Below are 23,223 nucleotides of genomic sequence, written 5' to 3'. Positions count from 1 at the left end.
GGAGATCATGGGCTGTCGGCGATGAGAGGCTCTGCATCGCCATGGAATGCGCTAGGCGTTTGGGCGGTTGAGAAAGATCGATTTGAGAGCCTGGTAGTGGTTTAGGCCTTCCGGTCCAAGCTCGCGGCCCAGACCGCTGGATTTCACGCCACCAAAGGGTGCTACCGGGTCCGTGGCATATCCATTGATGCCGATGGTTCCGGTCTTGACCTGTCGAGCGACCCGAAGTCCGCGTTCGTCGTCCGAGGTCCAGACGCTGCCTGCCAGGCCGTAGTCGGAATCGTTGGCAATTTCAATGGCGTCTTGTTCGTCAGAATAAGGGATGACTGTCAGCACAGGACCGAAAATCTCCTTTTGCGCCAAGAGATCCTTGCGGCCAACGTCCGCGAACACGGTGGGCTCAAAGAACCAGCCTCGATCAAAGCCCTTGGGTCGCTTTCCTCCGGTGGTTAACCGTCCGCCTTGTGCAATGCCCCGGGCAACCAGCCCCTCAACTCGCTCCCGGTGCTTTTCGGAAACCAGCGGACCAATCTTGGTGTCGTGGTCCAAGGGATCTCCCACACGCAACCCGGACACCATGTCCGTGACGAGCTGCACCGTCTTGTCATATTGGTTTTGCGGCGCCAGGATCCTGGTCGAGAGCCAACATACCTGGCCGTTGTTCACCATGGTCGATGCGAATAACTTCTCGATGTTGCCCGGGAGGTCGGCGTCGTCAAGAACGATGGCCGCGGATTTGCCTCCGAGTTCCAAGGTGACCGGACGCAGGAGCCTTCCGCATGTTTCTCCGATCATCCGTCCCACCTCAGGCGATCCCGTAAACGATACTTTGTCGATTCCGGGGTGCTGCACCAGGTAACTACCGGTTTCGCCGGCGGCAGGGACGATATTGAGCACGCCGGCGGGCAATCCGGCCTCAATCGCCGCTTCGGCCACCAGGAAGGCATCGAGCACGGTTTCGGGAGCAGGCTTCAACACGACCGTGCATCCGGCGGCCAACGCCGGGGCGAGCTTGAGGAACGTGATTCCCTGGGGGACATTCCACGGAACGATTGCCGCGACCACGCCGAGCGGCTCGCGTGTGACAAGGGTCTGCTTTCCCTTGATGCCCTGCCGCAATTCATCGTCCTGTTCCACGATCAGATCGCTGTAGTAGCGCAAGAGCGTTGCGGGATTGTTCGCTTCCCACGCTTCGGAAAGCCAGATTGGCATGCCGTTTTGGATTGTCACCCGACGTGCCATTTCGGCCCCCCTGCTCTCCAGGGCGAATGCGAATCGGAGCAGCGCCTTGGCTCGTTTCTCGGGGTCCCACCTTGGCCATCCATTCGGGTCGTCAAAGGCTGCGCGGGCCGCCTCGACCGCCCGGTCGATATCGGCATTCCGCCCGTTCGGAACGCGACCAACAAGTTCTTCGGTTGCAGGTGAACGCACGTCGATCACCGATGCGTCCGATGGGGAAACCCATTCCCCGCCGATGTAAAGACGGTCGTATTCAATGGTTGTCATTGCGAATTTCCTGCCGTTTCTGTGGTGTGTGTATGCCCCACTCGTTGCCAATGGCTTGGAGCTATTGTTGAAGCTCTGGTCCAGCGTCTGTAGCGCGGATCGCGCGTATGGCAGTGGAGGGTGCGAACTGGATCCAGGAAGCGGTCATCTCGGGACCGAAGGAGCGGCTGCACCCACAAAAGCCAAAGTGATCTGTGGAACTGTGCAACACTTTTACTTTAGCGTTCATGGGCCGTGACTTCAAGCACGGTGGCCGCCAGTGGACTATTCAGCCCTCGAAAGTGGGGCGGCCCCCGGGCCCTCATTCATCACGGAGCGTCCGGATGGGCGTGATCGTCGGCGCAGACATAACTCGTGCCCACGCCGACGGCCAGATCATGACCCCGTTGAACCCTCGAACTGGATCGCCACCTGATCCAAGGGGTCGCCAGCAAAGTAGTTCCCCATGAAGAGGTATTGACCGTCGGTCGCCAGGACCGCCGAATAGTTGGCCTGCGGAGTTTCAAGGCCGCCGGTCATACCGGTGAATTGCAGCTCTGCAATAGCCATGCGGATCGGCTCCTCGTTCTCCTCGTCCACAATCGCAGACAGGGTTCCCCGCCCATCATCGCCAAGCAGTATTTCCGGCTCCGCGAGTGTCACGGACAACGCCCCGTGATGAGCGGTCAGGGTCAACGTGCCAGTAAACGACAAGAGCCAGCCGCCGGCCAACAATTCGCGCTGCGATCTTCCGGGGAAGCTGAACGTGCCGTCGGCGTTCCTCGAAGTTCCCCCGGCAAGCGAGTAGACATGGTCCGGGAGTCTTTCGAAGTACGTTCGAAACGACTCCTTGACGCCCCAAACCACGCTCCGCGCCGTTCCCGGGAACGTCGTTTCGTTGTATTCCATAATGCCAAGGTGCTGCATTGCCTGATCCATCTCGGAAACCTTCCTTCTGTTCGAGCCTTTTCGCGTTAACGAGTGTCCTTCAGGGCCCCTTCGATTCGAGCCGCGAGAGCTATTCAGTGGTGGCCAGCTGGCCCGGAAGCCAGGTAACAATGTCCGGGACGTATATCAACAGGATTGCGAACCCCAGTGCCACCAGGACAAACGGCATCGCTCCGGCGAAGACGGATGTCAAGGAGATCGCCTTGCCTTGGTTGACTTCAGGGTCCTGGACGATGCGATGGAGCACGAAGCTCAAAATTCCCATCGGCGGGGTCACCATCCCGATTTCGACCATGACCACCATGAAGACACCGAACCACACCATGTCGACACCTAATTCGTTCAGCGGCGCTGCAAGGATCGGCACGGTCAGCAGAATGATGGCCATGGTGTCCATGAACATGCCAAGGAGCAAATAGAGCACGACCAGGACCAACAGGAACGCGGACGCGCTGAGCCCCAGTCCCACGATTCTGTCCGTGAGTCCATTGGCGATCCGGCTCAGGGTTACCACCCGGGTGAGGGCATGGACGCCGATCAACAACAGGAAGATGCCAGCCGAAGACATTGCTGAAATGGACACCACGTCAAGGAAATACCGACCGAACGCCCTAAGGGTTTTCGGTTCGTTGGGCCGAATACTCCAGCCGAGGAGGATGGCAACGACGGCTCCGACGGCTGCCGATTCCGTTGGCGTGAACAGTCCAGAGGCTATGCCACCTACCACGATGATGGCGACAACAGCCAATGGAACTACACCCAGAAGCGCCCTGACCTTGACCCCAAGGGGGAAGGATTCCCCCATGCGGGGAGCAATGCTCGGCTTGAAGACCGCGACGCAGAAAATGTACAGGCAGAACGCCGCCGCCAGCAACAGGCCGGGAACGATCCCGGCCATCAGCTGGGTTCCGACCGAAGTCTGGGCAGCTCCTGCATAAACAACAAGCAGCACGCTGGGCGGGATAATCTGGCCGAGCGTCCCGGCCATTGCGGTGGCACCAATGGCGAATCCGGGCCGATACTGAGCCCGGAGCATTTCCGGGACCGCTACTCGACCCAGCGCATGGGCCAAGGCGATGGTGGAGCCACTGGATGCCGCAAGGCCGGCACCCGCCACGGTGGTGGTCAGGGCCAGTCCGCCGGGCACGTTCCCAAGCCACACCTTTGCGGCTTCAAATGCCCGTTGGGTCAGACCGGACTTCCAGAGGGCCGTGCCCATGAGGATGAAGGTGGGAATCACACTTAGTTGCCACGTAGCGGTCGGGTCGTACACCGATTGCGCCAGTGTCGAGGTGGCCGCGGTCCAGCCTCCCAAGGCGAACAATCCCAACAGTCCGGCGCCAACCATGGCCAGACCGATATGGACTCCGCTCAGCATGAGGAACAGCATCAGAAGCACCGTCAAGAAACCGACCGACTCACGCGAGAGATTGCCGAAAAGCAAGACTCCGGCGATCACCAAGGAGCCCCCGAACAGGATGACGACCTTGAGCCATTGGAAAAGCCCCGTCGAAGGGCGGAGTTTCAACGCCGGTTGCGCCATGGTCTCAAGCATGTGTGCCACCTTCCATCTTCAGATTCCCGTCGGATTGCTCGTCGGTGGCCGGCTCGGCAGCCCAGCGCGGGAACATAATTGTCATGAGATTTGCGAATGCCTGCACTGCCATCCATATCCAGGCGGCGACGATGATGAGTTTGATGGGCCAGACGGCCAGCTCGCCGGTACCCATGGGAACGGTCTCGCGAAGATCCATCGACTCAATTGAGAGATTCAGGCTCCCCCACGCCAGGATCACCGAGACAATGACTGCCAGGGATTGGCCCAAGACTGCAAAAACCTGCTGGGGACGATCCATCATGCTGTCTTCGACGATGGTCACCCGGATGTGGTCTTTTTTCCTTTCCGTGAATGCCATCGCGAAGAGAATCGTTGCCGGCATCATCCACTGGCTCACGTATTCGGACACCCCGGTGACTGCCACGCCGAAAAGGTTTCTCAGGAGCACGTCGCTCGCTACCAGTCCCAGCATGATGACCAGCGCGATTCCGGAAACTGCCATGAAGACGGAGCTGCCCCGATTGATTGCCCCCAGCACCTTGCGGGCTGGGCGGTCTTGAACAATAGTTGTGTTCACTTCAGTGCATCCCTTCTTGTAGCTGCGGATCCGCTACGAACGCGGGGTGCGAGCTTCGAAGACTTCCGCCAGTTTGGACTGCCATGCCGGGAAGTCCTGGATGTCCGTGCTGGCGACCTTGCCTGCCTTGACCAACGGAACGTCCTCTTCCAGGACTTTCGCCCATGACTCCATGGCTGAACCGAGGATTTCGGATTGGCTCTCCGGGTCTTCAACGGAAGCAGGTGCTCGCTGAACCCACGTGTCGCTGCGCTGTTTCTGGAAAGCAGAAAGCACCTGATTCATCTCGGTGACATCGTGGGTGGTGATGCCCAATTCGTCGCGACGGTCGAAGAAGACCTGCTGGGCCTTGATGTCCGCCTGGGTGCGGTTCATTGCCAAGTCCTCCATGCTCTTCTGCAGGACTTGTTGCGCCTCGGTCGATAGGCCATTCCACGTATCGAGGTTCATGAGCATCACCAATCCCATGTTGGCGCTAAAGGTGGCCGGGTAGTATTCCTTCGCCACTTCCGAGAGGCCATAGTCCTCGTACATGAAAGGCGCCCCGATCTGGCAATCAATGACTCCTCGTTGAAGCGCCTCGTAGGCCTCGTTCTGGGCCACGCTGACCACCGTCATTCCCAGGGCTTCAGCTTCAGCGGCCCACACGGGGCCCGGCGCACGGACACGCAGTCCGCCCAAGTCGGTTTGGGACTTGAGCTCCTTGTTGCAGAGCATGTCGTACTTTCCGGCAACACTCGTCGAGGTCAGGAATTTGACGTTCTGGGATTCAAATTCCTTCTCGGCTGCCTCGGTTGAGAACATCTCGTTCATCACGCCGACGGTCTGGAGTTGGTTGTGCGGGTAGGAATCGACCGGAAGGGAACCCTCTTCGTTGATCCAGTTGGCGACGGGCAGCGCCTGGGGCTTGTACGTGACCACGGTGTAGGTGATATCCGAAACCCCGCTCCCGGTGCCGGCCAAGGCGTCCGCACTGGTCAGCAATGAACTCGAGAAGTACGGCTCAACCACGAGCTTTCCTTGGCTCTGCTCGTCGAGCTCCTCGATCCATTGCTGGACGGTTTCCCCGGCCTTGGACGTTGACGAAGTCAGGTCACTGTACGTGAGCGTCAGGGGCTCCATGTCGGCCAGGGATTTTCCGGCGCCTCCGGCAGCGGCGCCGGGGACACCGCAAGCCGATAGGGAGAACAAACCGAAAGCCATTCCGGCAGCCAGTAGTGGGCGAGTTGAAGTGCGTCGCATGGGGATCCTCGAGTCGGTGGGGATGGGCAAGCGGTGCCGGTGATGACAAAGTTGCGCAATTTCGATGAACTGTGACACAGTAGCACTGTGCTTATGTGACACGACACACATCGTACACAGCTGGGCCGGACCACACAACCACCGAACGGAAACAACCCGAGGGCCCGCGGTTCCCTAACTCTGGGCGATCCTGCGGATGACCTACATTGACGAAGGAGGAGTTATGACTGCAACTCAAGTCGAAACCCAAATACGCATACCCGACGAAATCGCTCGTCGAATAGTGTTGCCCGAAGGCCATCTGGATGAGGAGGCCCTGTTTGCCGCCTACGAGTGGCTACGGCACAATGCTCCTCTTGCGAAGGTCGAGGTGGAGGGATATGACCCGCTTTGGCTGGTGACAAAGCACGCGGACATTCTTGAAATCGAACGACAACCGGAAGTGTTCCACAACGGTGGCGGCGAAAACCCGGGAACACACAACCCGATCCTTGCCACACAGGCCGGGGACGCGTGGACGAAGAAGACCCACGGATCTCTCCGTCCCCTGGAATCACTTCAAATGATGGACGCTCCTGAACATACGATCGTCCGTGACATCGCCCAAGGCTGGTTCCGACCGGTCGAGCTCAAGAAGTGGAATGGACGCATTCGGGATCTGGCACGAAAAGTCATTGACCAGCACCTCCAGCCCGGCATCAACGAACTCGACTTTTCCCGCGAATTCGCCTGGTTCTATCCGTTGCACGTCATCATGACGCTCTTCGGAGTTCCTGAGGCGGACGAAGCCGTCATCATGAAGTTGGCCCACGAGCGCTTCGGCGTCAATGATCCCGAATCGCGACGTTCCGGCATCGGTTCGAATTCGGCCACCGCCGCCGCGGAGCAGAATTCGGCCAATATCCGTGATTTTGAAGCGTACTATGTTTCTCTCGTTGAAAACCTGCGCAAAAGCCCCAAGGACAACTTGGCCAGCCTCATCGCCAATGCGCGACAGGACAACGGCGACTACTACCCGATGAAGACCTGCATCGGGTATTACATCGCGATCTCCGGTGCCGGCCATGACACCACCTCGACAACCGCCGCAACGATATTCGAGCAATTGGCGAAGCACCCGGATCAGCTCAAGGCAGTCCAAGAGGACCCCTCGCTGATTCCCACACTCATCAATGAGGGCCTTCGTTGGGCGTCGCCGGTGAAGCACTTCGTTCACCAAGCCGCCGTGGACTATGACCTGCATGGGACGCAGATCCTGAAGGGTGACCGCTTGATGCTGCTGTTCCAGTCGGGCAACCGCGACGAGGAGATCTTCGAAGCCCCGCACGAGTTCCGACACGATCGAAAGCCGAATCCGCATATCGCCTTCGGCAGCGGTCCGCATTCTTGCTTGGGCCAGCCCTTGGCACGTCTGGAACTGCGCATCTTGTTCGAAGAGCTCTTGCCTCGGGTCCGGAACATCGAACTGCTTGAAGGCCGAAAGGTGCTCCAGACCAATTTCGTGGGCGGCGTTAAGTCCTTGCCCGTGCGATTGGAATTGATCGACTAATGCCGTCGGCCTGATCCACCCGGCACCCGAAAGGTACTGTCGGTCCAACCCGTGTGGCCAAGCAGTCCGGTGACTTCACCGGGCTGCTTGGCCACACGGGTTTCATTTCATGTCCTAAGTGGAGTTTCCCGCCATTTGTGGGGGCACGAGCGGTTGCAGCCAGCGATCCCGGGTTTGGTCTCAAATCGACGCGGCGGGGGCGACTGTGCTTGGGATGGCGACCAGGTACATCCAGCCAGAGCCAGCCTCCTGGCGAATCACGTCCCCACCCCGTGAAGGCGGACCGGCTACTCATCTTTGTCCGCATCGATTCACTGTGCTGGGCGCCCGCAAGGGGTTCGCGTTGATGGGACAACGACGTCCCGCGCCACTGAAACAACGCGTTCCGGCTCATCTTCACGCGTGCTGGAAATTATCTGCCTGTGCCGCACGAGAAGACTCGCATCAGTATCTCAAGTCGTCGGAACAGGTTCACCCCGTTGGGCTGCGGCCAGATGATGGCACGTCGGTTGAAATCCCGGTGCCTGCGCCGTCCGGATGCGAAATTGCCGAAGGTCGGCCCCGATTCGTCCGGGGCCGACCTTCGGCAATTTTAGGTGGTCAGTGCCCTCAGCGTCCGACGCCCCAGCCGATGGATTTCACCTGTAGGTACTCCTCAATGCCCCATGCGCCGTATTCGCGGCCGATACCACTGGCCTTGTAGCCCCCGAACGGCATACTGATATCGGGGAAACCGCCGCCGCCGTTAATGATCACGGCGCCCGTCCGCAGGCGCCGTGCAATGTCATATGCGCGGACCGAGTCCGCGGAATTGACTGCGCCCGACAGGCCGTAGGGGCTGTCATTGGCGATTTGCACGGCCTCGTCATCGGAATCGAAAGCGATAACGACGTTGACCGGACCAAAAATCTCTTCCTGGGCGATGCGCATCTTGTTATCGACATCGGCGAACAGTGTCGGCTCCAAGTAATACCCCTCCTCCAGGTCGGCAGGCCGCTTTCCGCCGGTGACGAGCCGTGCACCGGCTTCAATCCCGGAAGCGATCATTTCCTCGACCTTCTCCCGCTGTGCTGCGGAAATCAACGGACCCATCTGGGTGTCGGGCGCCGTTGGGTCACCGACCTTCACTGCGGATAGGCCGTCAGCGATTTTTGCGACCAGTTCCTCGTACCGCGAGCGATGAACCAGGGTGCGGGTCAGCAAGGAGCACCCCTGTCCCGCCTGGATGATGGTGTGCATGACGACCTGCGCCGCCACTGCATCCAAATCGGCATCTTCCAGAACGATGTTCGCGCTCTTGCCGCCAAGCTCGAGTACGACTTTCTTGATGGATGCAGCTGCCTGCTGGTAGATCTGCGAGCCGACGGAATCGGACCCGGTGAAGCTGACCATGTCGACTTCCGGATGGGTCGTCAATGCCTTCGTCGCGACCCGGTCCCCAGTAAGAACGTTGAGGACACCGGGCGGAAGCCCGGCCTCCTCGCCGATCTCGGCAAGAACGAGGCCTTCGAGGGGCGTTGGCGATGCCGGCTTCAGGATCACGGAGCAGCCCGCCGCCAATGCCGGGGCGAGTTTGGTGATGTTCAGCCACAGCGGGAAGTTGTAGGCGCTGACCAGCGCTGCCACTCCGTAGCTCTCGCGCACGACCTGTCCCTGCCCAATGCCATTTCCAAAATGGACGGAAGATGAATGCTCCCAGTCGAACTTGTCCATCGCATCAATGGTGGACCGCAGGTGGGCAATGGCGCCCCCAACCTGGCCCACCTCGGCAAACCAACGCACTGAGCCGCATTCGGCGATATCAAGCTCGACCAACTCGTCTTTGCGGCGCTCCATGATCTCAGCAAAGCGCACAAGGACACGCTTGCGCTGTGCCGGTGTGGCTCGTGACCAGTCGCCTTGGTCATGGGATCGTCGAGCAGCCTTCACAGCCCTGTCCACGTCGCCCACTGTGGCCACCGAGACCTTGGCGAAAACTTCTCCGGTCGCGGGGTTCTCGACATCGGTGAGCTCGCGGCTTGATGGAGAGGTCCACTCTCCGTCGATGTACAGCCCTAATTCCTTCACATCGGTTGCTGGGAGGAGATTGGTTGCCACTGGTAGGCCTTCCTGTGAGTGTGTGCCGCCCGCATGGATCTACTGGCTATGCCAACGGCCGTTCTGCATTGCGTCGCAACGTGCGGGGGTTTTGTGGAATTGTTCCACAGTTGCCCATTCTGCATGATTCGGATCACATACTCAAGGACTTGCCGAAAAAGGGCGTCGGACGGGCAAGGTGGCCACGTCACAGTTCTCCGGCGCCCCGAAGTTGATACATCCATTCGGGAACCAGCGTCACCAAGTGTCGCGCCACCGCCTCCTCGTTCGCCTCAATGCGTCCCATGACCCATTCGGAGATCACCGCCATCCACCCTCCCGCGATGAAAAGTGCGGCCATCGGCGGATCGACGTCCGGCGGGATCTGCGCGTCATGGAGCATGTGCTCGAGCAGCTCATCGGCAAGGGCTTCAACAAGGACGTTGGTGGCAACCAGGGATGTCGGCAAAGAGAATACCGCGGTATAAAACAGTCGATACTCCGAATAGTGCTCAACAACCATCCGCAACGCCTCCGCGATGCTGTCCCGCCTGGACCGCACGACCTCCCGCGGGTCCATGTGCGCGCGCTGCCGTTCCCAGCGGGCGATTCGGTGCACGATTGCCGCCTGAAGCTCCCCCGCCAGCTCGTCCAAGCCCGCGTAGTGCGTGTAAAAGGTTCCCCTGCTGATCCCGGCCTCCCGCACCAAGGAGCTTACGGTCACGTCGATCTTGCGGCGAGCCATTTCGTCAAGGGCGTCGGCGATCTGCTTGCGGGTGCGCATGGCGCGCGAGTCCGTCGAGCCTCGCAGCACCTCTCGCCGCCCGTCGATGCTGGTGCCTTGGGAGCTAACTGTCATGGGCAAATTCTATCGCGAAGAGTTTATTGACACCTGTTCACAAATGATGCAAGCTGTGACGTGACACACTCCAGAGCTAAGGAAAGTCCACACTCATGAATCATCTTCCACGCCAGTTCGACTACATCGTCGTTGGTGCCGGTTCAGCAGGGTCGGTAGTTGCTTCTCGCCTGTCCGAAGACCCACGCAACCAGGTGCTACTAATCGAAGCGGGCCCGGAGGACCGAAGCCCGTGGTCACGCATCCCCCTGGGCTTTGCGAAGATCCTGTTCGACAAAAAATACACTTCATGGGATCTCCAGACGGAGCCCGAGCCGCAACTCAAGAACCGCAGGTACTCCTTGCCCTACGGCCGTCTCGTGGGCGGATCAAGCGCGATCAATGGACTGGTGCATGTGCGCGGCACCAAGAGCGATTACCAATCGTGGGTCGACAAGGGTGCGGAAGGATGGGGATGGGACGACATCCTCCCCTATCACAAGCGATACGAATCCGACCATCGCGGCGATACCGAGGTGCACAACGGTCACGGCCCCATCGGCATCGAAAAGGCACGATGGCAAAATCCGCTGGCCGACGCGTACATCGAGGCCGCTTCCACAACGCTCGGCACACGCAAGCACGTGGACTTCAACTCCGGAAACCCGGAAGGATCCGGGTACTGGGATCTGGCCACCCATAACGGTGTCCGTTCATCGACCTCCCAGACGATCCTGAAGCAGGCCCGCAAACGGGGCAACCTTTCAGTGCTCACCGAGGCACAAGTCATCAAGATCAATTTCGATGGCAAACGCGCCGTTGGAGTCACCTACCGCAAGACCAGCCAGGAGCTGACGGTGTCCGCGGCCCGAGAAGTCGTCCTCAGCGCCGGCGCATTGCGTACGCCCCAGCTGCTGCAGCTGTCCGGCGTCGGGCCAGCGGAACTGCTGAGGAAGCACGACATCACGGTGGTCCACGATCTCAAGGGCGTGGGCGAGGATCTCATGGACCATGCCCAGGTCGGGCGCAAGTACGTCACGACAAGCAAGTACACGTTCAACAAGCTCATCCGACTTCCCCTCCAACAAGGCTTGCAGGCCATCAAATACTTGCTGGGCCAACGCTCCGGCCCACTGACCATTGGCGCATCGCTGGCCGGCTCCTATCTCAAGACCGATCCGGCGGCCCCAGACGCGGACCTACAGTTGCACTTCCTGCCTTTCATGCCAGGCGACAAAGGCTGGGACCTGGCCACCTTCTCAGGCTTCCGGTTGGGCATGTACCAGGGACGGCCCAAGAGCCGCGGACATGTGCGCATCACCTCGTCAGACCCGGATGCCAACCCGGAGTTCATCTTCAACCACCTGTCACATGAAGAGGACCGCAAGGCGCTCATGGCGGGGATGCGCATCGCCAAGAAGATTGCCGAAGCCATGCCCAAGGAACTTGGGGTGAAGGAGGTCGCTCCCGGACCCCAGGGAGACAGCGAGGAAGGGCTGCTTGAGTACATTCGGGCGAATGCGGACACGGCCTTCCACTACGCAGGCACGGCACGAATGGGCACCGACGAGATGTCGGTCGTCGATCCCCAATTGCGCGTTCATGGCATTGAGGGACTCAGGGTTATTGATGCTTCCGTCATGCCCGAAGAATTGACGGCGAACATCCATGCCGCCGTGCTCATGATTGCCGAACGTGGGGCCGACTTCATCAAGGAAGAATCCACGCGGCGTGAAGCATCCGAGACCAAGTCGTCCGGCTCCAACGTGACTCAGTAAGGATCGAAGCCCGCTGAGCTGCCCGAGGTATTCGGAAGCCCAGCGGGCTTCGTCGTGCACTTTAGGGGCCCGCAGAGACTTCGCCTGGGATGACATCAACCGGTACAACGATTCAATCGGGGAAGTCGCCCGCGGTGCATGGCGCTTGCTGTACGAACCAGCACCGGGCAAACTCGCTTCCGAGGCCACGCCAAGGTGGACAGCACGGTCGCCACATGCAAGGTTCCCGGTCCGGGAGGCGGAGGATGAGGACCGAGGCATTTTCCTGCACTGGACGAATACACATCCGCGGGGCCCATCCAGTGCGCCATCGACCGAGGGGCATCGCCGCTATCAGCCTTCCGCCGCATCCAGGACTCCAGAATCCGGACCAGTGAAATGCCGGGCTGTCCAGCCACCGCGGCCGATGCACACCATGGCCGGCGGGTCCGCCCGCCTGGGGAAACAACGGAAGGCCGGAGTGCATCCGAACGGATCCCGGGCGCCGCGGTCTTCCCCTGTTGCGCGAACTGCCGCCAGGGCGCAGGCTGTCCGACGGCGTCCATGCCGGGGCACCGGTGAGCCTAATGGCATCCGCCGCCGGATGGTTCGTTTCCTTCGGGATCATCCAATGTTCTGAACCCGGGCTGGTGCGAGCATCGATCCCTGCGGGTAAACGTTGTTGAACGTCTCCACGCCGTTGGCCGTGAGCTGCAAGGGGACCTCGATGTCGCCGTTCCCGGCGTAGCTGTAGCCCTCGGACGACACGGCAATGGTCTCTCGCCGTGAGGTATCCGGCCATGCCATGAGATCCACGATGCTTAGCTCGGCGCCTTCAGGAGCCAATGTGAGCCAGGGATTCATGAAGATGACGAGCAGCATGCCGCCGTGGGCCTTTAGCCTGAGGTCTCCCGTGAATTCGAGGCGCATCCCGCCCTCGGGAAGATCCGTCCGCGCCGCGAAGGGGAAGTTGAACACGTCGCCATGCTCGCTGGCCGTGGCACCGTCGTTGGCCATGACGAGCAGGTCTTCCAGGCCTTGGAGGTACGAGAGGAAGCTTGGCTTTATCCCCCATGCGAGAGGCCCGAAATTCTGTGCGACGGGATCTGCGTTATTCACTCGCGGTCTTTCTCGGTTTGAAGTCCTCGATTCGGGGGTCCTTCCACGGATCGTTTGTGAAGTGCCCGCTGGTGGCCACTGAGATGGCTTCGATGTCGCCAGCGCGAAGCGCGTCGACCAAATCCACGTGCTTTTCCTTCCAGTCATCCAGGCTCAAGTGCTCCAGCCAATCGATCGACTGCAACCGGCAAAGCCTGAATTCGTCCATCATGTCAGCGAAGGCACGACTGATCCTCTTGCTCCCGGCAAGGTTCACCAGGACCTGATGCAGGGAGCAATCGGCGTCAAGGCGCAGCGGCCAAGGGTCGTCGTCCGTCATGGAGACCACTTGCTCCAGCACCCGCTCAACCTCTTTACCGGGCTTGGCCTTTTTTGCAAGGACCACACGGTAGGCGGCTGATTCCAGGCTCTCCCGCAGCAGGAGTATGTCGGCATATTCCTCGCGGCCGAAAACCGGTACCGACCATCCTCGGTTCTCGCGGTACTGGAGCAGGCCCACGTTCTCGAGGCGGGTAAGCGCAGCACGCAGGGTATGCCGGGACACCCCCAGCTCCTGGGCCAGTGGAGCTTCCTTGATCCGTTCTCCGGCCGGGATGTTGCCGCCAAAGATTTCCAGGCGGAGTCGCCCTTCCAACGCATCCACGACCGAAACCGTCTGCAGCTTTCCGCTGGTCAGCAGGGATTCACTCGTTGCTGTCATGTCGAATCGACCATCCTATTCTCGTTGCAGGTGTTGGAGCGGGGATTCCTAGTGTGCTACTGCTCAACACTACTCCAACGGGACCGGGCTCGATGCCGATGGAGCCTTGGGAAACCATGTTTCGGTCAGCATGGAAGTGCCTGGTCCTGGAGTATTTCGAGTCTCTCCGACAGTGATTGCAGGATCAGTCGTCGGTCACTGACGGTATTGATGACTCGGGCACCGAGACCTTCCCAGTGCTCAAGTTCCTTCCGTGATTCCTCGGGCGTACGTCCGCGATACAGTGTCGCGAAGAGTGGAACCGAGGCACGTTTTGCCGCCTCGACGAGCTTGAGGATCTGCTCCTCGACTTCCGGAACGGAATTATCTCCGTGGTGGCCCATTTCCTGGGCCAGGTCGAAAGTCCCAAGGAAGAGTGCGTCGATTCCGGGGACTTCCAGAATCTCCTGCGCTGCGGCGACGCCGGCGCGGCTCTCGATCGCCACCGCCACAAAGACGTTGTCGTTGGACCACTCCGCGAAGGTGCGCCAGTCCGATGCCATGTGGTCGGCCGCGCGGACACTTGGACAAGCGCCCCGGGCGCCGGGGCCACCCGGGGTGGAATAGCGGGCCGCGGCCACGGCGGCTTCGGCACGTTCACGATTGTAGACATGGGGCACGACGATGCCCAAGGCCCCTGCGTCGAGCACGCGCTTGATCCAGACTTCGTCGTTTGACGGTACCCGGATAATCGGGGTGAGCTGTGAAACCTGTGCGGCGCGAATCATCGACACCACGGCATCGGTTCCAAAGGAACCATGTTCCCAGTCGATCATGACGTGGTCATACCCGGCGCGGCCCACCATCTCCAGAAATTCCGGGCTGTTGGTTTGAATATTGACGCCCAATGAAGTCTTGCCGCAGCGAAGTGCGCCCAGGATGTTGTTTGTTCTAGCCGGCATGGGGAACACCTGCCAGGACTCCCGATTCGGCATCCTTCGATGCGATATGCCGGGCTACGATCCTTCCGAACACCGCGCCCTTCCCCAATGATGTGCCCGTCATGTACGCCGCTCCGTGGAATCCCCCGGTGGCTTCCCCGATGGCGTAGAGTCCATCGATGACTTCCCCGTCCACGTCGGTGACCTGGCCCTGGGGAGTGATCGTCAATCCCCCATAGGTGGTGGTCATCAGCGTCTTGGCCGGGTAGGCATAAAAGGGGCCCGTCTCAAGGGCGCCCAAGGCCCCGACGCCGTTGCACAGATGGGTCCGGCCCAGCTCGTCGGCGATCTGCCCGGTGGCCACCAAATTGTAGCGCTGAACGGACGTCAGGAGAGCGTCAGCCGGAATGCCGGCCAGCTCGGCAAGCTCGGGAAGGGTATCGGCCCGGAAGATGTGTCCCAGGTCCTCGAGCGTATCCATGTCCTTCAAAGCGATGCCGCGTTGCGATTTGGCGCGGACCGGCGCATCGAAGACCTGGAAGGCCATGGCATCCGGTTGTGTCAGAACGGCCGAGCCCAAGGTCTTGTAGTCCAGTGATTCATCGACGAATCGCTCGCCTTCGGCATTGACGATGATGCCGCCCAGGTAGAAGGACGTGAGCAACTCATGCTGCTCGTCCGTCGTGTCCGGATGCGAGCCGTAGGTGCCAGAGATCGAAGACATGTCGGCCATGCCTGCACCAATCTTCCACGCCATGCGCAGTCCGTCACCGGTGTTTCCGCGGCCGCCATAGGGAATCGCGGCCAGCTGCTCGGGTGCAAATGTCGCCAGGAGGTCGCTGGAGCGCGAGAATCCGCCCGAGGCGATGACCACACCCCGTCTGGATTTCATGAGGACCGGTCCATTCGCGGTTTCGATTTCCACGCCGGTGACCCGGCCTTCCCGGTCACGGAGCAGGGAACGCACACGATGTCCATAGTGGGTCCTCCCGCCCAGCCCTTCGAAGTGGCTGTGCAGTTCCCGGAGGACCTCGCGGATCCGTGTGCTGTGGCCGCGGGGCGCCGACTGTCCGGAGCTGATCTCGACTTGCCCGAACTCGACGCCGTGATCCTTCAACCACTGGTAGGTCTCCAGCTGGTTGTCCAAGTATGCCTCGAGAAGCCCGGGGTCATTGCGATAGGCTCCCACTTCGAGCAGATCCTGGAGGAATTGCTCGCGGGAGTCGCGGATTTCCGCAGTCTCTTGCTCGCTGGTTCCGGTGAAGGCGAACCATCCGCCGCTCATCGCCGAGGACCCGCCGATGTCTTCGGTCTTCTCGACGATTGCGACGTCAAGTCCGGATTCCGATGCAGCGGTGGCCGCGGTCAATCCGGCTATCCCGGCTCCGATGACCAATAGGTCGAATGTTGTGGATTCCAAGGTATTTCTTCCTTACGCATATAGGCCACGGTTAGGGCCATGGCCGGATCTGGGAGCGTTCCGGGGGCATCGGTGGGCCGTTCGACCCACCGATTCCCACGTCCTACCTCGGTTTCGTGGGAATCAGCAACGGGCCGATCGGTGTCAGCCGAAAATTCCTCCATTGACGTCGAGCACTGCCCCGGTGATGAAGCTGGCGTCCTCGGAGGCCAGGAAAGAGACGGCTGCCGCCAACTCGTCGGATGTTCCAACGCGGCCCAGCGGTACCGACTTGGAAAATTCCTCATGGAGGTTCTGGGATGAGCCCAAACCGCTGACGTCGGACAACGGCGTTTTGATGCGGCCGGGGGCAACGGTGTTTGCCGTCACGCCATACGGACCGCAGTCGCCGGCCAAGGTGCGCGTAAACCCGATGACAGCCGCCTTGCTTGCGACATAGTGGGCTCCGCTGATGGGCATGTAGACCCGGCCGGCCCGTGATGAGACATTGATGATCCGCCCCCAGCCCTTGCTCTTCATTTGGACCATGGCCCACTGGGACAGCAGGAAGGTTGCCGTCAGGTTGACGGTCATGACCTGCTCCCACTGTTCCAGCGAAATCTCCTCGATCGGGAAGTGGCTGCCATCGTTGCGCTTTGGATGGATACCGGCGTTGTTGACCAAGATGTCGACGCCGCCGTACGTGGCGGTGATCACGGCCGTCACCCGTTCGATGTCCGCTGCCGTTCCCAAATCCGCGACCTCGGAAAAGACCGGCCGGGCCCCGTCTTTCGACAGTTCCTGTGCAACCGAAGCTGCTGCTTCCGACCGATCAACGATCACGACCGTGTGCCCGTCCTCCTGGAGCCGCTTTACGGTGGCCAGGCCAATGCCACTGGCCCCGCCCGTCACAACGGCGATCTTGCCAGTGGTCGTTTGCTGTGCATTCATGGTGTTCCTTCTCTTTCCGGGTGGGGGTTCTAGTCCTCGATCAGGATTGCCTTGGCCGGGCAGGCCGCGGCGCCGCGGCGAACAGCGGCATGCTGTTCACTGCTCGGGTTTTCCTGCAACAGGATGACCACGCCATCCTCGTCCCGCTGGTCGAAGACCTCCATGGCTTCCATGACGCAGGCGCCGGCGGCAATGCACTTGTCGGTGTCAACTTTGACTTTCACGGTGTACTCCTAGTTCTGAAGGTTTTTCTTGGATGCCGATTCCCGAAGGTCCCGGCGGTAGGGGATCAGTTGTTTGGCTGCGTTCTTGCCGACCACGGCTTCCAAGTTCCCGTCCCGGCGCAGCACGGCCACCAGCCGGTTGGCGTCGGCATCGTCAAGGACAATCTCCAGCTCGGCGTCACCGTGGACATACCCGTAGGCCTGCCACTTCTCGTCATACTGGTCGGTCCAGAAGAATGGGAGGTCCATGTGCGGGACGTCCGTGCCACAGAGCACGGCGGAGACCACTTGGGCCTGTTCTCCGGCGCTGAGCCGGTGCTCAACGCGCTGGTTCGCTCCCAGCAGTGGATGGAACCAGTTGGCGACATCGCCCACGGCGTAGACATCCGGGGCGGCCTGTCCGAGGCTGTCGCAAACGATCCCATTGGCAAGCTCAAGCCCGGAGCCTTCTAGCCAGCGCACTGCGGGAACGGTGCCGATGCCCACCAGTGCCGCATCGCTGCGCAAGGTCTCTCCACCTGACAAGGTCACCGAGTCGATCCGCCCCTCGTGGGTGTTCCAGTTTTCCACCACCTGGCCGAAGTGGAATCGCACGCCTTTGGCGCGATGGGATTGCTCGATCCTTTGGGCCAGTTCCGTGGGGAACTTCCCTAGCAGGGCGCTGGGCGCCGGTTCAATGACATCAACGATGCAGCCCTTTGAAATGGCCGTTGCCGCGACTTCCAGGCCGATGAAGCCGGCGCCCACGATCACCATATGGCGACCGCTTTCCATGTGTTCCCTGAGTTCCATCGCGTCATCGAAAGTCCGCAGCGAGAACACCCCGGGGATTCCCGCGGCCAGCTCAAGTTTGCGCGCCTCTACGCCGGTGGCGATGACCAGCACGTCGTAATCGAGCGTTCCCCCGTCGGCCAGGAGCACGGTCTTCGTCGAGGTGTCCAGGCGGGTCGCTGTAGTCCCCAGGCGGAGGTCGATGTCCCGGGCTTTGCAGGTCTCGAAGGCGGCAAGCTGGACGAACTCGAATTCCTTGTCTCCTGCCAGGAGCTGCTTGGACAAGGGCGGACGGTCATAGGGGGGGTGCACTTCGGCGCCAACCATGATGATCTCGCCGTCCCAGCCGCGATCCCGCAAGCCGTCCGCAATTGCCAGCCCTGCAGCTCCGGCTCCGATAATGACTGCTGTCTTCCTTGACATCACTGCTCTCCTTCGAGCGTCCAGTTGATTTCCAGCGACTTCGGTCCGCGCATGAGCATCCGCTCACGCCAGTCATCGGTGTGCTGAACCGCTTGGATCGTCGCGAACCGGTTGAGCACCGCATCCAGCACTTCTCTGATTTCCATGCGCGCCAGCTGGTTGCCGGGGCAGGCGTGCGGGCCGAACCCGAAACGCAAGTGCGCCTCTCCCTCACGCTCGAAATCCAGTTTTCGCGGATCGGCGAAAACTCCCTCGTCGAAGTTGGCCGGGTGGACCACGGGATGGATCCCGTCATCCTTCTTCACTGTCACGCCACCGATCTCGACATCCTCCGTGGCGATTCGCACGCGCGTACCGGTTCCTGCGGGCACCACACGCAAGAATTCCTCGACGGCGCGCGGCAGCAATTCGCGGTTCTCCTTGAGGTACGTGAACCGTTCCGGATCGTGCGCGAGCCAGTAGAGGATCCCGCCGACGATGGAGGCGGTGGAATCGTGCCCGGCGGTCAGGAGCACGAAGCCGACTCCGCCCAGTTCCTCGTCGTCCCAGATGCCGCCATCCAAATCCCCCATCAGCGCGCTGATCAGGTCGTCCCCCGGCTCCTGGCGCCGGCGGGCCACCAGTCGGTCAAAGTACTCGTTGACCTTGGTGATGTGCGCGTTTGCCTGTTCTTCGCTGGTGATCCGCCCGTTCATGTGGTCCAGTGCGGCTTCGAGGAAGATGTCCGTCTCGTCAGCCGGGACACCGAGGAGGTCGCTGATGACTGCGAGCGGTACATGCTCGACGAACTTCTTCATCATGTCCGCGCCTTGGCCCAGCGCGATGAACTGGTCAAGGAAACCCTCGATCTTCGCGCGGGAGCCTTCCTTCATGGCCATCACACGGCGGACGGACAAGTGGCGGGCAAGGACTCGACGCCGGGCGATCTGTTCCGGCCCGTCCATCTTGTCGAATGCCATGCGGAAGGGTGGCTTGTGTCCCTCGCTATGTCGAAGCCGGGGGTAGTCGTTGCCGCGGTGCTTCCATACGACAAAGCGTTCATCGCTCATCACTTGCTTGACCTCGTCGTAGCCGAGGGCGATCCAGGCCCGCCCCTTGCCAAAAGGCATGAGTGCCGGGACCACCGGGCCATGCTCGTGGCGCAGGGTCCCCAGTTCGGTCTCAAGCTCGGAAGCGACGATGAGGTCCTGCCGAGACTGCATCGGATACGGGACCGGGTAGGTCGTCTTCTGGGCTGTTTGGTTACTCATCGAAAACCTTTCTACTATGATGTGAACTGTGTAACAGTTGAACACAAGTATTTATGGAGCGCAAGCTTTCCCCGTAGATGCCCCCGACACCAGGAGTCCCGCAATGAATTCCCTTCGCACCCGCTTAAAGAACGGCGGAGTAATCGCCCCCGGCGCCCACGACGCACTGACGGCCGTCCTCGCACAGAAGGCAGGTTTCGAATCAATCTACGTTTCCGGCTTTGCGTTCGAGGCAACGCAGCTTGGGGCACCCGACATGGGCTTGGCGACGATGAGCGAACTAGCGACTCATGTTTCGCACATCGTCAATGCCGCAAACGTCGACGTCATTTGCGATGTCGACACGGGCTTTGGAGGGCCCAACAGCCTGCACCGCACCGTGCGTGAATTCGAGCGCCTAGGAGCCGCCGCCATCCAGATCGAGGACCAGGCCGATCCGAAAAGATGCCCATTTCTGGGTGGCCGGAAGGTCGTCGATCGGGAAACCGCCGTGGCGCGCATTCGCATCGCTTCCGAAGCCCGACAGGGCGAAGACATGCTGATTATTGCCCGAACCGACGCTGACGAGATCTCCACGTCGGAGGTGGTGGAGCGCTGCCGGCTTTTCGCAGAGGCCGGTGCCGACCTCGTCCTGCCCATGGTGCGAAACCTGGACGGCATCCCCCTCACGGACCGCACCGCGCAGGAGCGCATGAATATCTACGCGGATCTCGTTGATCGCATTGAGCATCCGCTTGTGACCCTGGATCCACCCCCGGGCTTCACCGCACAAGACTTATTCAATATCGGCGTCGCCCTCGTCGTCATGCCACTGGCTTCGCTGGAAGCCTCGACGACAGCCGCCATTAACTACTTTGACTCGTTGCGCGCCACAGGGTCCTCCGATGCGCACATGGCCGCCTTCCCACCACGACTGCCCGCCAATCTGGAGATGATGCAAAGTCTGGGCCTCGACGAGTATGTCCTACGGGACGAGGAATTCCCTGGCCGCTGAAGACATCGGCCGCGGCCAGATTGAAGTCTCTATGGCCGAGCCGAGGAGTGCGGCGTCCAGCGTCCCACAGAGCGCCTTTTGCTCTGAGAGGTGACCGAATTCGGCATTTTCTTGCGCTGGCGCGACCAATCGATACTGGCCACAAAGCCAAGGAGCGCCCACCAAACAAAGCCATCCGCAGTCGGAGGCATCACCCGACTGCCCAGAGGGAGTACCGAAGCTTTCCACCCATGTATTCGCGCATCAGACTCGAAGTCATCAAATGCAGGAGTCCAATGGACATGTGAATCTCAACGGTAAGTGGCTTGTTTTTCGCAGCGGTTAGTGGCGCGATTAGCAGTTGGTTTCTACCTCGGGGGCTCAATCTGGGAGCCCCCCTGGAAGTGATTGTTGGCGGTGGAATCGCAACAGTGTTTGGCGGAATGCGATGCGCATTCGGTCAGTGCGGTCTCATGGATTGCCCGCCCCGGTTCCATAGCGGGCCACCTGCAGCTATCGTGTGTGCGTCATAACTTGTGAATCCAAACGGTAAATTGTTTTGGCCCGAATTTTGCCACCAGTGATGGATCGTCGCTGCGTGTGCTGTTCCCATATCAGGACAAGGCGCTGATGGAGCAGGTGCACCGTGTAAAAGCGCAGAGAAGGGTATCGGTCCGGACCCGTGCGAAAAGTACGTTCCCGTGTCCGGACTACGGTGTGTTGCTGTTGCTGCTGGCGCACAGCCGCTACCCGCGCCGGGGCGCGGACAACGGTCCCCGCTTCACGAAATTCGTGCCAGAAACGAATAGTCGCATTGAGCGTTCCATGCCTTGGTTCAATGGAACATCCCAGCCCCACCGTACAGAGCAGATTTCGGGCGCGGTCCGACTCGAATTGGGGTCCTATAAGCCGATCCCCCACCGCGACACCCCAGCCTCGAAAATCCCACATCTAAAAACGTTGAAAATTCAAGGAAACCGGATTCGCGCATGCCCCGCCCGCATTAATGCCCGGTGAAGGTAACCCAAACGCTACACTGGAGCCATGTCACCGCATCTGGTCGGGTACGCCCGCGTCTCCACCAACCACCAAGACCTCGCTTCCCAACAGGCCGGCCTGAAGGCGCTCGGAGTCCCGGAGGACCTGGTCTATGTCGACCACGGGCTCACCGGACGCAACCGCGAACGCCCCGGACTGAACCAGGCCCTGGCCGCGTGCCGGGCCGGGGACACCCTGGTGGTCACCAAGCTCGACCGCCTCGCCCGCTCCCTGCCCGACGCCCGGGACATCGTCGAGGACCTCACCAAGCGCAACATCAAGCTGAGCCTCGGCGGGAACGTCCACGACCCCACCGACCCGGTCGGCCGGCTGCTGTTCAACGTGCTGGCCATGGTCGCCGAGTTCGAATCCGACCTCATCCGCGCCCGCACCCGCGAAGGGATGCAGATCGCCAAGGCCAAGGGCCGGCTGCGCGGCAAGCAGCCCAAGCTCTCCCCCGCGCAGGAAAAACACCTCGTCTCCCTGCACCACGGCGGCAAGCACACCAGCGCGGAGATCGCCGAGCTCTTCGGGGTCGCCCGCAGCACGGTGTACCGCATTGTGCAGCGCACAATGCGGTGAGAACCGCCCATCGACACATTGAAATCATCGAAACAAACAATGCTAGTAATGGAGCATGGAAGATTCCTCACTTAACGCTTTGGTTGCGATAGCGGGCCTTACCGCAACCCTGTTGGGTGTCATCCTAACAAGCGTATTTAGCCAAAAAGCGGAGAAGAACCGGCGTAAGCATGAGGATGCGACGCGGTGGCATGAAAAGCGTCTCGACCTCTCGACGGATTTGATCAACATTGCTCGAAAAATTGAAGAGAAAGTGCTGGACACCGCGTGCTTTACGGACAACGACGAACGCGCCGAGCGTCTCCCCGGTCATAAGTCAGTCCTTCTGACACCGGAAGAAGGCATTCCGGATATTTTGGACGAAATCGCCCGAGAAATCATGGTTGAAGCGCTACAAGAGTGTTTCAACGACCTTGCTGAACTCGGAAGACTTATATCGGAACTGCAGCTCATCGGCGACGAAGAGGAATATGCAGCTGGCAACGCACTTTATGATGCGGCGTTAGAAGCGATCGGCGATTTGGATTGTTTCTTCAAATCAGATGTCGTCTATGGAACGGCATATGATCTCCGCCGAGTACGCTCGGCCTTTGTCACGTCCTCACGGGCTGCTCTGGGCATCACCAAATAAACGCCTGAAATGGGGCATTGGAATGCTTAGGCGCGGCTCTCGACGAGTAAACCCCTCGGACTAACATGCGGCGAGACCTACAAGGCGATCCCGGCGAAGGATTGATCCCTGGCGAGACCAAGCACCTGAACTAAAAGGCTCCTACAGAAATCGGTCACAGGCGGTGGCGACTTGTCCAGAATGCTCTGCCGTATGAAGCCAAATCCTTTCGC

The 23,223-nt window shown here is 60.5% G+C and carries 20 protein-coding genes; 5 read left to right on the top strand and 15 right to left on the bottom strand.

The window, feature by feature from the left end; all coding sequences use genetic code 11:
• Positions 1-51: 51 nt before the first annotated feature.
• From AC6CHY_RS19580 to dctP, 5 genes are all read right to left on the bottom strand, one after another.
• On the bottom strand, positions 52-1,506 hold the full coding sequence (locus tag AC6CHY_RS19580) for an aldehyde dehydrogenase (RefSeq protein WP_498227972.1): 1,455 nt from the start codon (positions 1,504-1,506) through the stop codon (positions 52-54).
• Positions 1,507-1,881: 375 nt separating this feature from the next.
• Positions 1,882-2,424, bottom strand: a complete 543-nt coding sequence (locus tag AC6CHY_RS19575) for an HtaA domain-containing protein (protein ID WP_498227970.1) — start codon at positions 2,422-2,424, stop codon at positions 1,882-1,884.
• Between the two features lie 79 nt (positions 2,425-2,503).
• Positions 2,504-3,988, bottom strand: a complete 1,485-nt coding sequence (locus AC6CHY_RS19570; protein ID WP_498227969.1) for a TRAP transporter large permease — start codon at positions 3,986-3,988, stop codon at positions 2,504-2,506.
• Complete coding sequence (locus AC6CHY_RS19565) at positions 3,981-4,568, bottom strand: TRAP transporter small permease subunit (protein WP_498227967.1); 588 nt, start codon at positions 4,566-4,568, stop codon at positions 3,981-3,983. Before AC6CHY_RS19565 ends, AC6CHY_RS19570 begins: the two co-directional genes overlap by 8 nt.
• A 33-nt stretch (positions 4,569-4,601) precedes the next feature.
• Complete coding sequence (gene dctP, locus AC6CHY_RS19560; protein WP_498227965.1) at positions 4,602-5,690, bottom strand: TRAP transporter substrate-binding protein DctP; 1,089 nt, start codon at positions 5,688-5,690, stop codon at positions 4,602-4,604.
• A 343-nt stretch (positions 5,691-6,033) separates the two neighbouring features.
• On the opposite strand from dctP, the gene AC6CHY_RS19555 reads away from it, so the two are divergent.
• Positions 6,034-7,359 (top strand): cytochrome P450, encoded by a 1,326-nt coding sequence (locus tag AC6CHY_RS19555; protein ID WP_498227963.1) that lies wholly within the window; start codon positions 6,034-6,036, stop codon positions 7,357-7,359.
• Between the two features lie 609 nt (positions 7,360-7,968).
• Here AC6CHY_RS19555 and AC6CHY_RS19550 read toward each other — a convergent pair.
• Positions 7,969-9,456, bottom strand: a complete 1,488-nt coding sequence (locus AC6CHY_RS19550; protein ID WP_498227962.1) for an aldehyde dehydrogenase family protein — start codon at positions 9,454-9,456, stop codon at positions 7,969-7,971.
• 187 nt (positions 9,457-9,643) lie between these two features.
• Positions 9,644-10,294 carry a TetR/AcrR family transcriptional regulator gene (locus tag AC6CHY_RS19545; protein WP_498227961.1) on the bottom strand — a complete coding sequence of 217 codons (651 nt, stop codon included), beginning with the start codon at positions 10,292-10,294 and terminating at the stop codon, positions 9,644-9,646.
• 95 nt (positions 10,295-10,389) lie between these two features.
• Here AC6CHY_RS19545 and AC6CHY_RS19540 point away from each other — a divergent pair, with 95 nt between their 5' ends.
• The gene (locus AC6CHY_RS19540; protein ID WP_498227960.1) at positions 10,390-12,051 is read left to right on the top strand and encodes a GMC family oxidoreductase; all 1,662 of its coding nucleotides are present in this window, start codon (positions 10,390-10,392) and stop codon (positions 12,049-12,051) included.
• A 603-nt stretch (positions 12,052-12,654) separates the two neighbouring features.
• Here AC6CHY_RS19540 and AC6CHY_RS19535 read toward each other — a convergent pair.
• From AC6CHY_RS19535 to AC6CHY_RS19500, 8 genes are all read right to left on the bottom strand, one after another.
• Entirely contained in the window at positions 12,655-13,149 is a 495-nt protein-coding gene (locus AC6CHY_RS19535) for an HtaA domain-containing protein (RefSeq protein WP_498227958.1), read from the bottom strand.
• Complete coding sequence (locus AC6CHY_RS19530) at positions 13,142-13,849, bottom strand: GntR family transcriptional regulator (RefSeq protein ID WP_498227957.1); 708 nt, start codon at positions 13,847-13,849, stop codon at positions 13,142-13,144. The genes AC6CHY_RS19535 and AC6CHY_RS19530 overlap by 8 nt, the downstream gene beginning before the upstream one ends.
• Positions 13,850-13,974: 125 nt before the next feature.
• On the bottom strand, positions 13,975-14,736 hold the full coding sequence (locus AC6CHY_RS19525; RefSeq protein WP_498227955.1) for an HpcH/HpaI aldolase family protein: 762 nt from the start codon (positions 14,734-14,736) through the stop codon (positions 13,975-13,977).
• A 43-nt stretch (positions 14,737-14,779) separates the two neighbouring features.
• Positions 14,780-16,189 carry an FAD-dependent oxidoreductase gene (locus AC6CHY_RS19520; protein WP_498227954.1) on the bottom strand — a complete coding sequence of 470 codons (1,410 nt, stop codon included), beginning with the start codon at positions 16,187-16,189 and terminating at the stop codon, positions 14,780-14,782.
• 144 nt (positions 16,190-16,333) lie between these two features.
• Positions 16,334-17,119: an SDR family NAD(P)-dependent oxidoreductase gene (locus AC6CHY_RS19515; RefSeq protein ID WP_498227953.1), complete on the bottom strand. Its 786-nt coding sequence runs from the start codon at positions 17,117-17,119 to the stop codon at positions 16,334-16,336.
• A gap of 29 nt (positions 17,120-17,148) precedes the next feature.
• Positions 17,149-17,343, bottom strand: a complete 195-nt coding sequence (locus AC6CHY_RS19510; RefSeq protein ID WP_498227952.1) for a ferredoxin — start codon at positions 17,341-17,343, stop codon at positions 17,149-17,151.
• A 9-nt stretch (positions 17,344-17,352) separates the two neighbouring features.
• Positions 17,353-18,537, bottom strand: a complete 1,185-nt coding sequence (locus tag AC6CHY_RS19505; protein ID WP_498227951.1) for an NAD(P)/FAD-dependent oxidoreductase — start codon at positions 18,535-18,537, stop codon at positions 17,353-17,355.
• On the bottom strand, positions 18,537-19,787 hold the full coding sequence (locus AC6CHY_RS19500) for a cytochrome P450 (RefSeq protein ID WP_498227949.1): 1,251 nt from the start codon (positions 19,785-19,787) through the stop codon (positions 18,537-18,539). Before AC6CHY_RS19500 ends, AC6CHY_RS19505 begins: the two co-directional genes overlap by 1 nt.
• Before the next feature lie 103 nt (positions 19,788-19,890).
• Here AC6CHY_RS19500 and AC6CHY_RS19495 point away from each other — a divergent pair, with 103 nt between their 5' ends.
• From AC6CHY_RS19495 to AC6CHY_RS19485, 3 genes are all read left to right on the top strand, one after another.
• Positions 19,891-20,781, top strand: a complete 891-nt coding sequence (locus AC6CHY_RS19495; RefSeq protein WP_498227948.1) for an isocitrate lyase/PEP mutase family protein — start codon at positions 19,891-19,893, stop codon at positions 20,779-20,781.
• A 1,023-nt stretch (positions 20,782-21,804) separates the two neighbouring features.
• A complete protein-coding gene (locus AC6CHY_RS19490) occupies positions 21,805-22,380 on the top strand; it encodes a recombinase family protein (protein WP_498227947.1) in 576 nt (191 codons plus the stop codon).
• Positions 22,381-22,435: 55 nt separating this feature from the next.
• Positions 22,436-23,011 (top strand): hypothetical protein, encoded by a 576-nt coding sequence (locus AC6CHY_RS19485; RefSeq protein WP_498227946.1) that lies wholly within the window; start codon positions 22,436-22,438, stop codon positions 23,009-23,011.
• Positions 23,012-23,223: the final 212 nt, after the last annotated feature.

It is taken from the genome of Paeniglutamicibacter sp. GQ140 (assembly GCF_059759235.1).
The sequence above is the reverse complement of the archived record's forward strand: the minus strand, read 5'-3'. Positions and strand labels throughout refer to the sequence as shown.

Excerpts from the sequence above, each read along its gene's own strand:
- AC6CHY_RS19580 (WP_498227972.1), bottom strand. The coding sequence starts at position 1,506 with ATGACAACCATTGAATACGACCGTCTTTACATCGGCGGGGAATGGGTT.
- AC6CHY_RS19575 (WP_498227970.1), bottom strand. The coding sequence starts at position 2,424 with ATGGATCAGGCAATGCAGCACCTTGGCATTATGGAATACAACGAAACG.
- AC6CHY_RS19570 (WP_498227969.1), bottom strand. The coding sequence starts at position 3,988 with ATGCTTGAGACCATGGCGCAACCGGCGTTGAAACTCCGCCCTTCGACG.
- dctP (WP_498227965.1), bottom strand. The coding sequence starts at position 5,690 with ATGGAGCCCCTGACGCTCACGTACAGTGACCTGACTTCGTCAACGTCC.
- AC6CHY_RS19555 (WP_498227963.1), top strand. The coding sequence starts at position 6,034 with ATGACTGCAACTCAAGTCGAAACCCAAATACGCATACCCGACGAAATC.
- AC6CHY_RS19545 (WP_498227961.1), bottom strand. The coding sequence starts at position 10,294 with ATGACAGTTAGCTCCCAAGGCACCAGCATCGACGGGCGGCGAGAGGTG.
- AC6CHY_RS19540 (WP_498227960.1), top strand. The coding sequence starts at position 10,390 with ATGAATCATCTTCCACGCCAGTTCGACTACATCGTCGTTGGTGCCGGT.
- AC6CHY_RS19530 (WP_498227957.1), bottom strand. The coding sequence starts at position 13,849 with ATGACAGCAACGAGTGAATCCCTGCTGACCAGCGGAAAGCTGCAGACG.
- AC6CHY_RS19515 (WP_498227953.1), bottom strand. The coding sequence starts at position 17,119 with ATGAATGCACAGCAAACGACCACTGGCAAGATCGCCGTTGTGACGGGC.
- AC6CHY_RS19505 (WP_498227951.1), bottom strand. The coding sequence starts at position 18,537 with ATGTCAAGGAAGACAGCAGTCATTATCGGAGCCGGAGCTGCAGGGCTG.
- AC6CHY_RS19500 (WP_498227949.1), bottom strand. The coding sequence starts at position 19,787 with ATGAGTAACCAAACAGCCCAGAAGACGACCTACCCGGTCCCGTATCCG.
- AC6CHY_RS19495 (WP_498227948.1), top strand. The coding sequence starts at position 19,891 with ATGAATTCCCTTCGCACCCGCTTAAAGAACGGCGGAGTAATCGCCCCC.
- AC6CHY_RS19490 (WP_498227947.1), top strand. The coding sequence starts at position 21,805 with ATGTCACCGCATCTGGTCGGGTACGCCCGCGTCTCCACCAACCACCAA.
- AC6CHY_RS19485 (WP_498227946.1), top strand. The coding sequence starts at position 22,436 with ATGGAAGATTCCTCACTTAACGCTTTGGTTGCGATAGCGGGCCTTACC.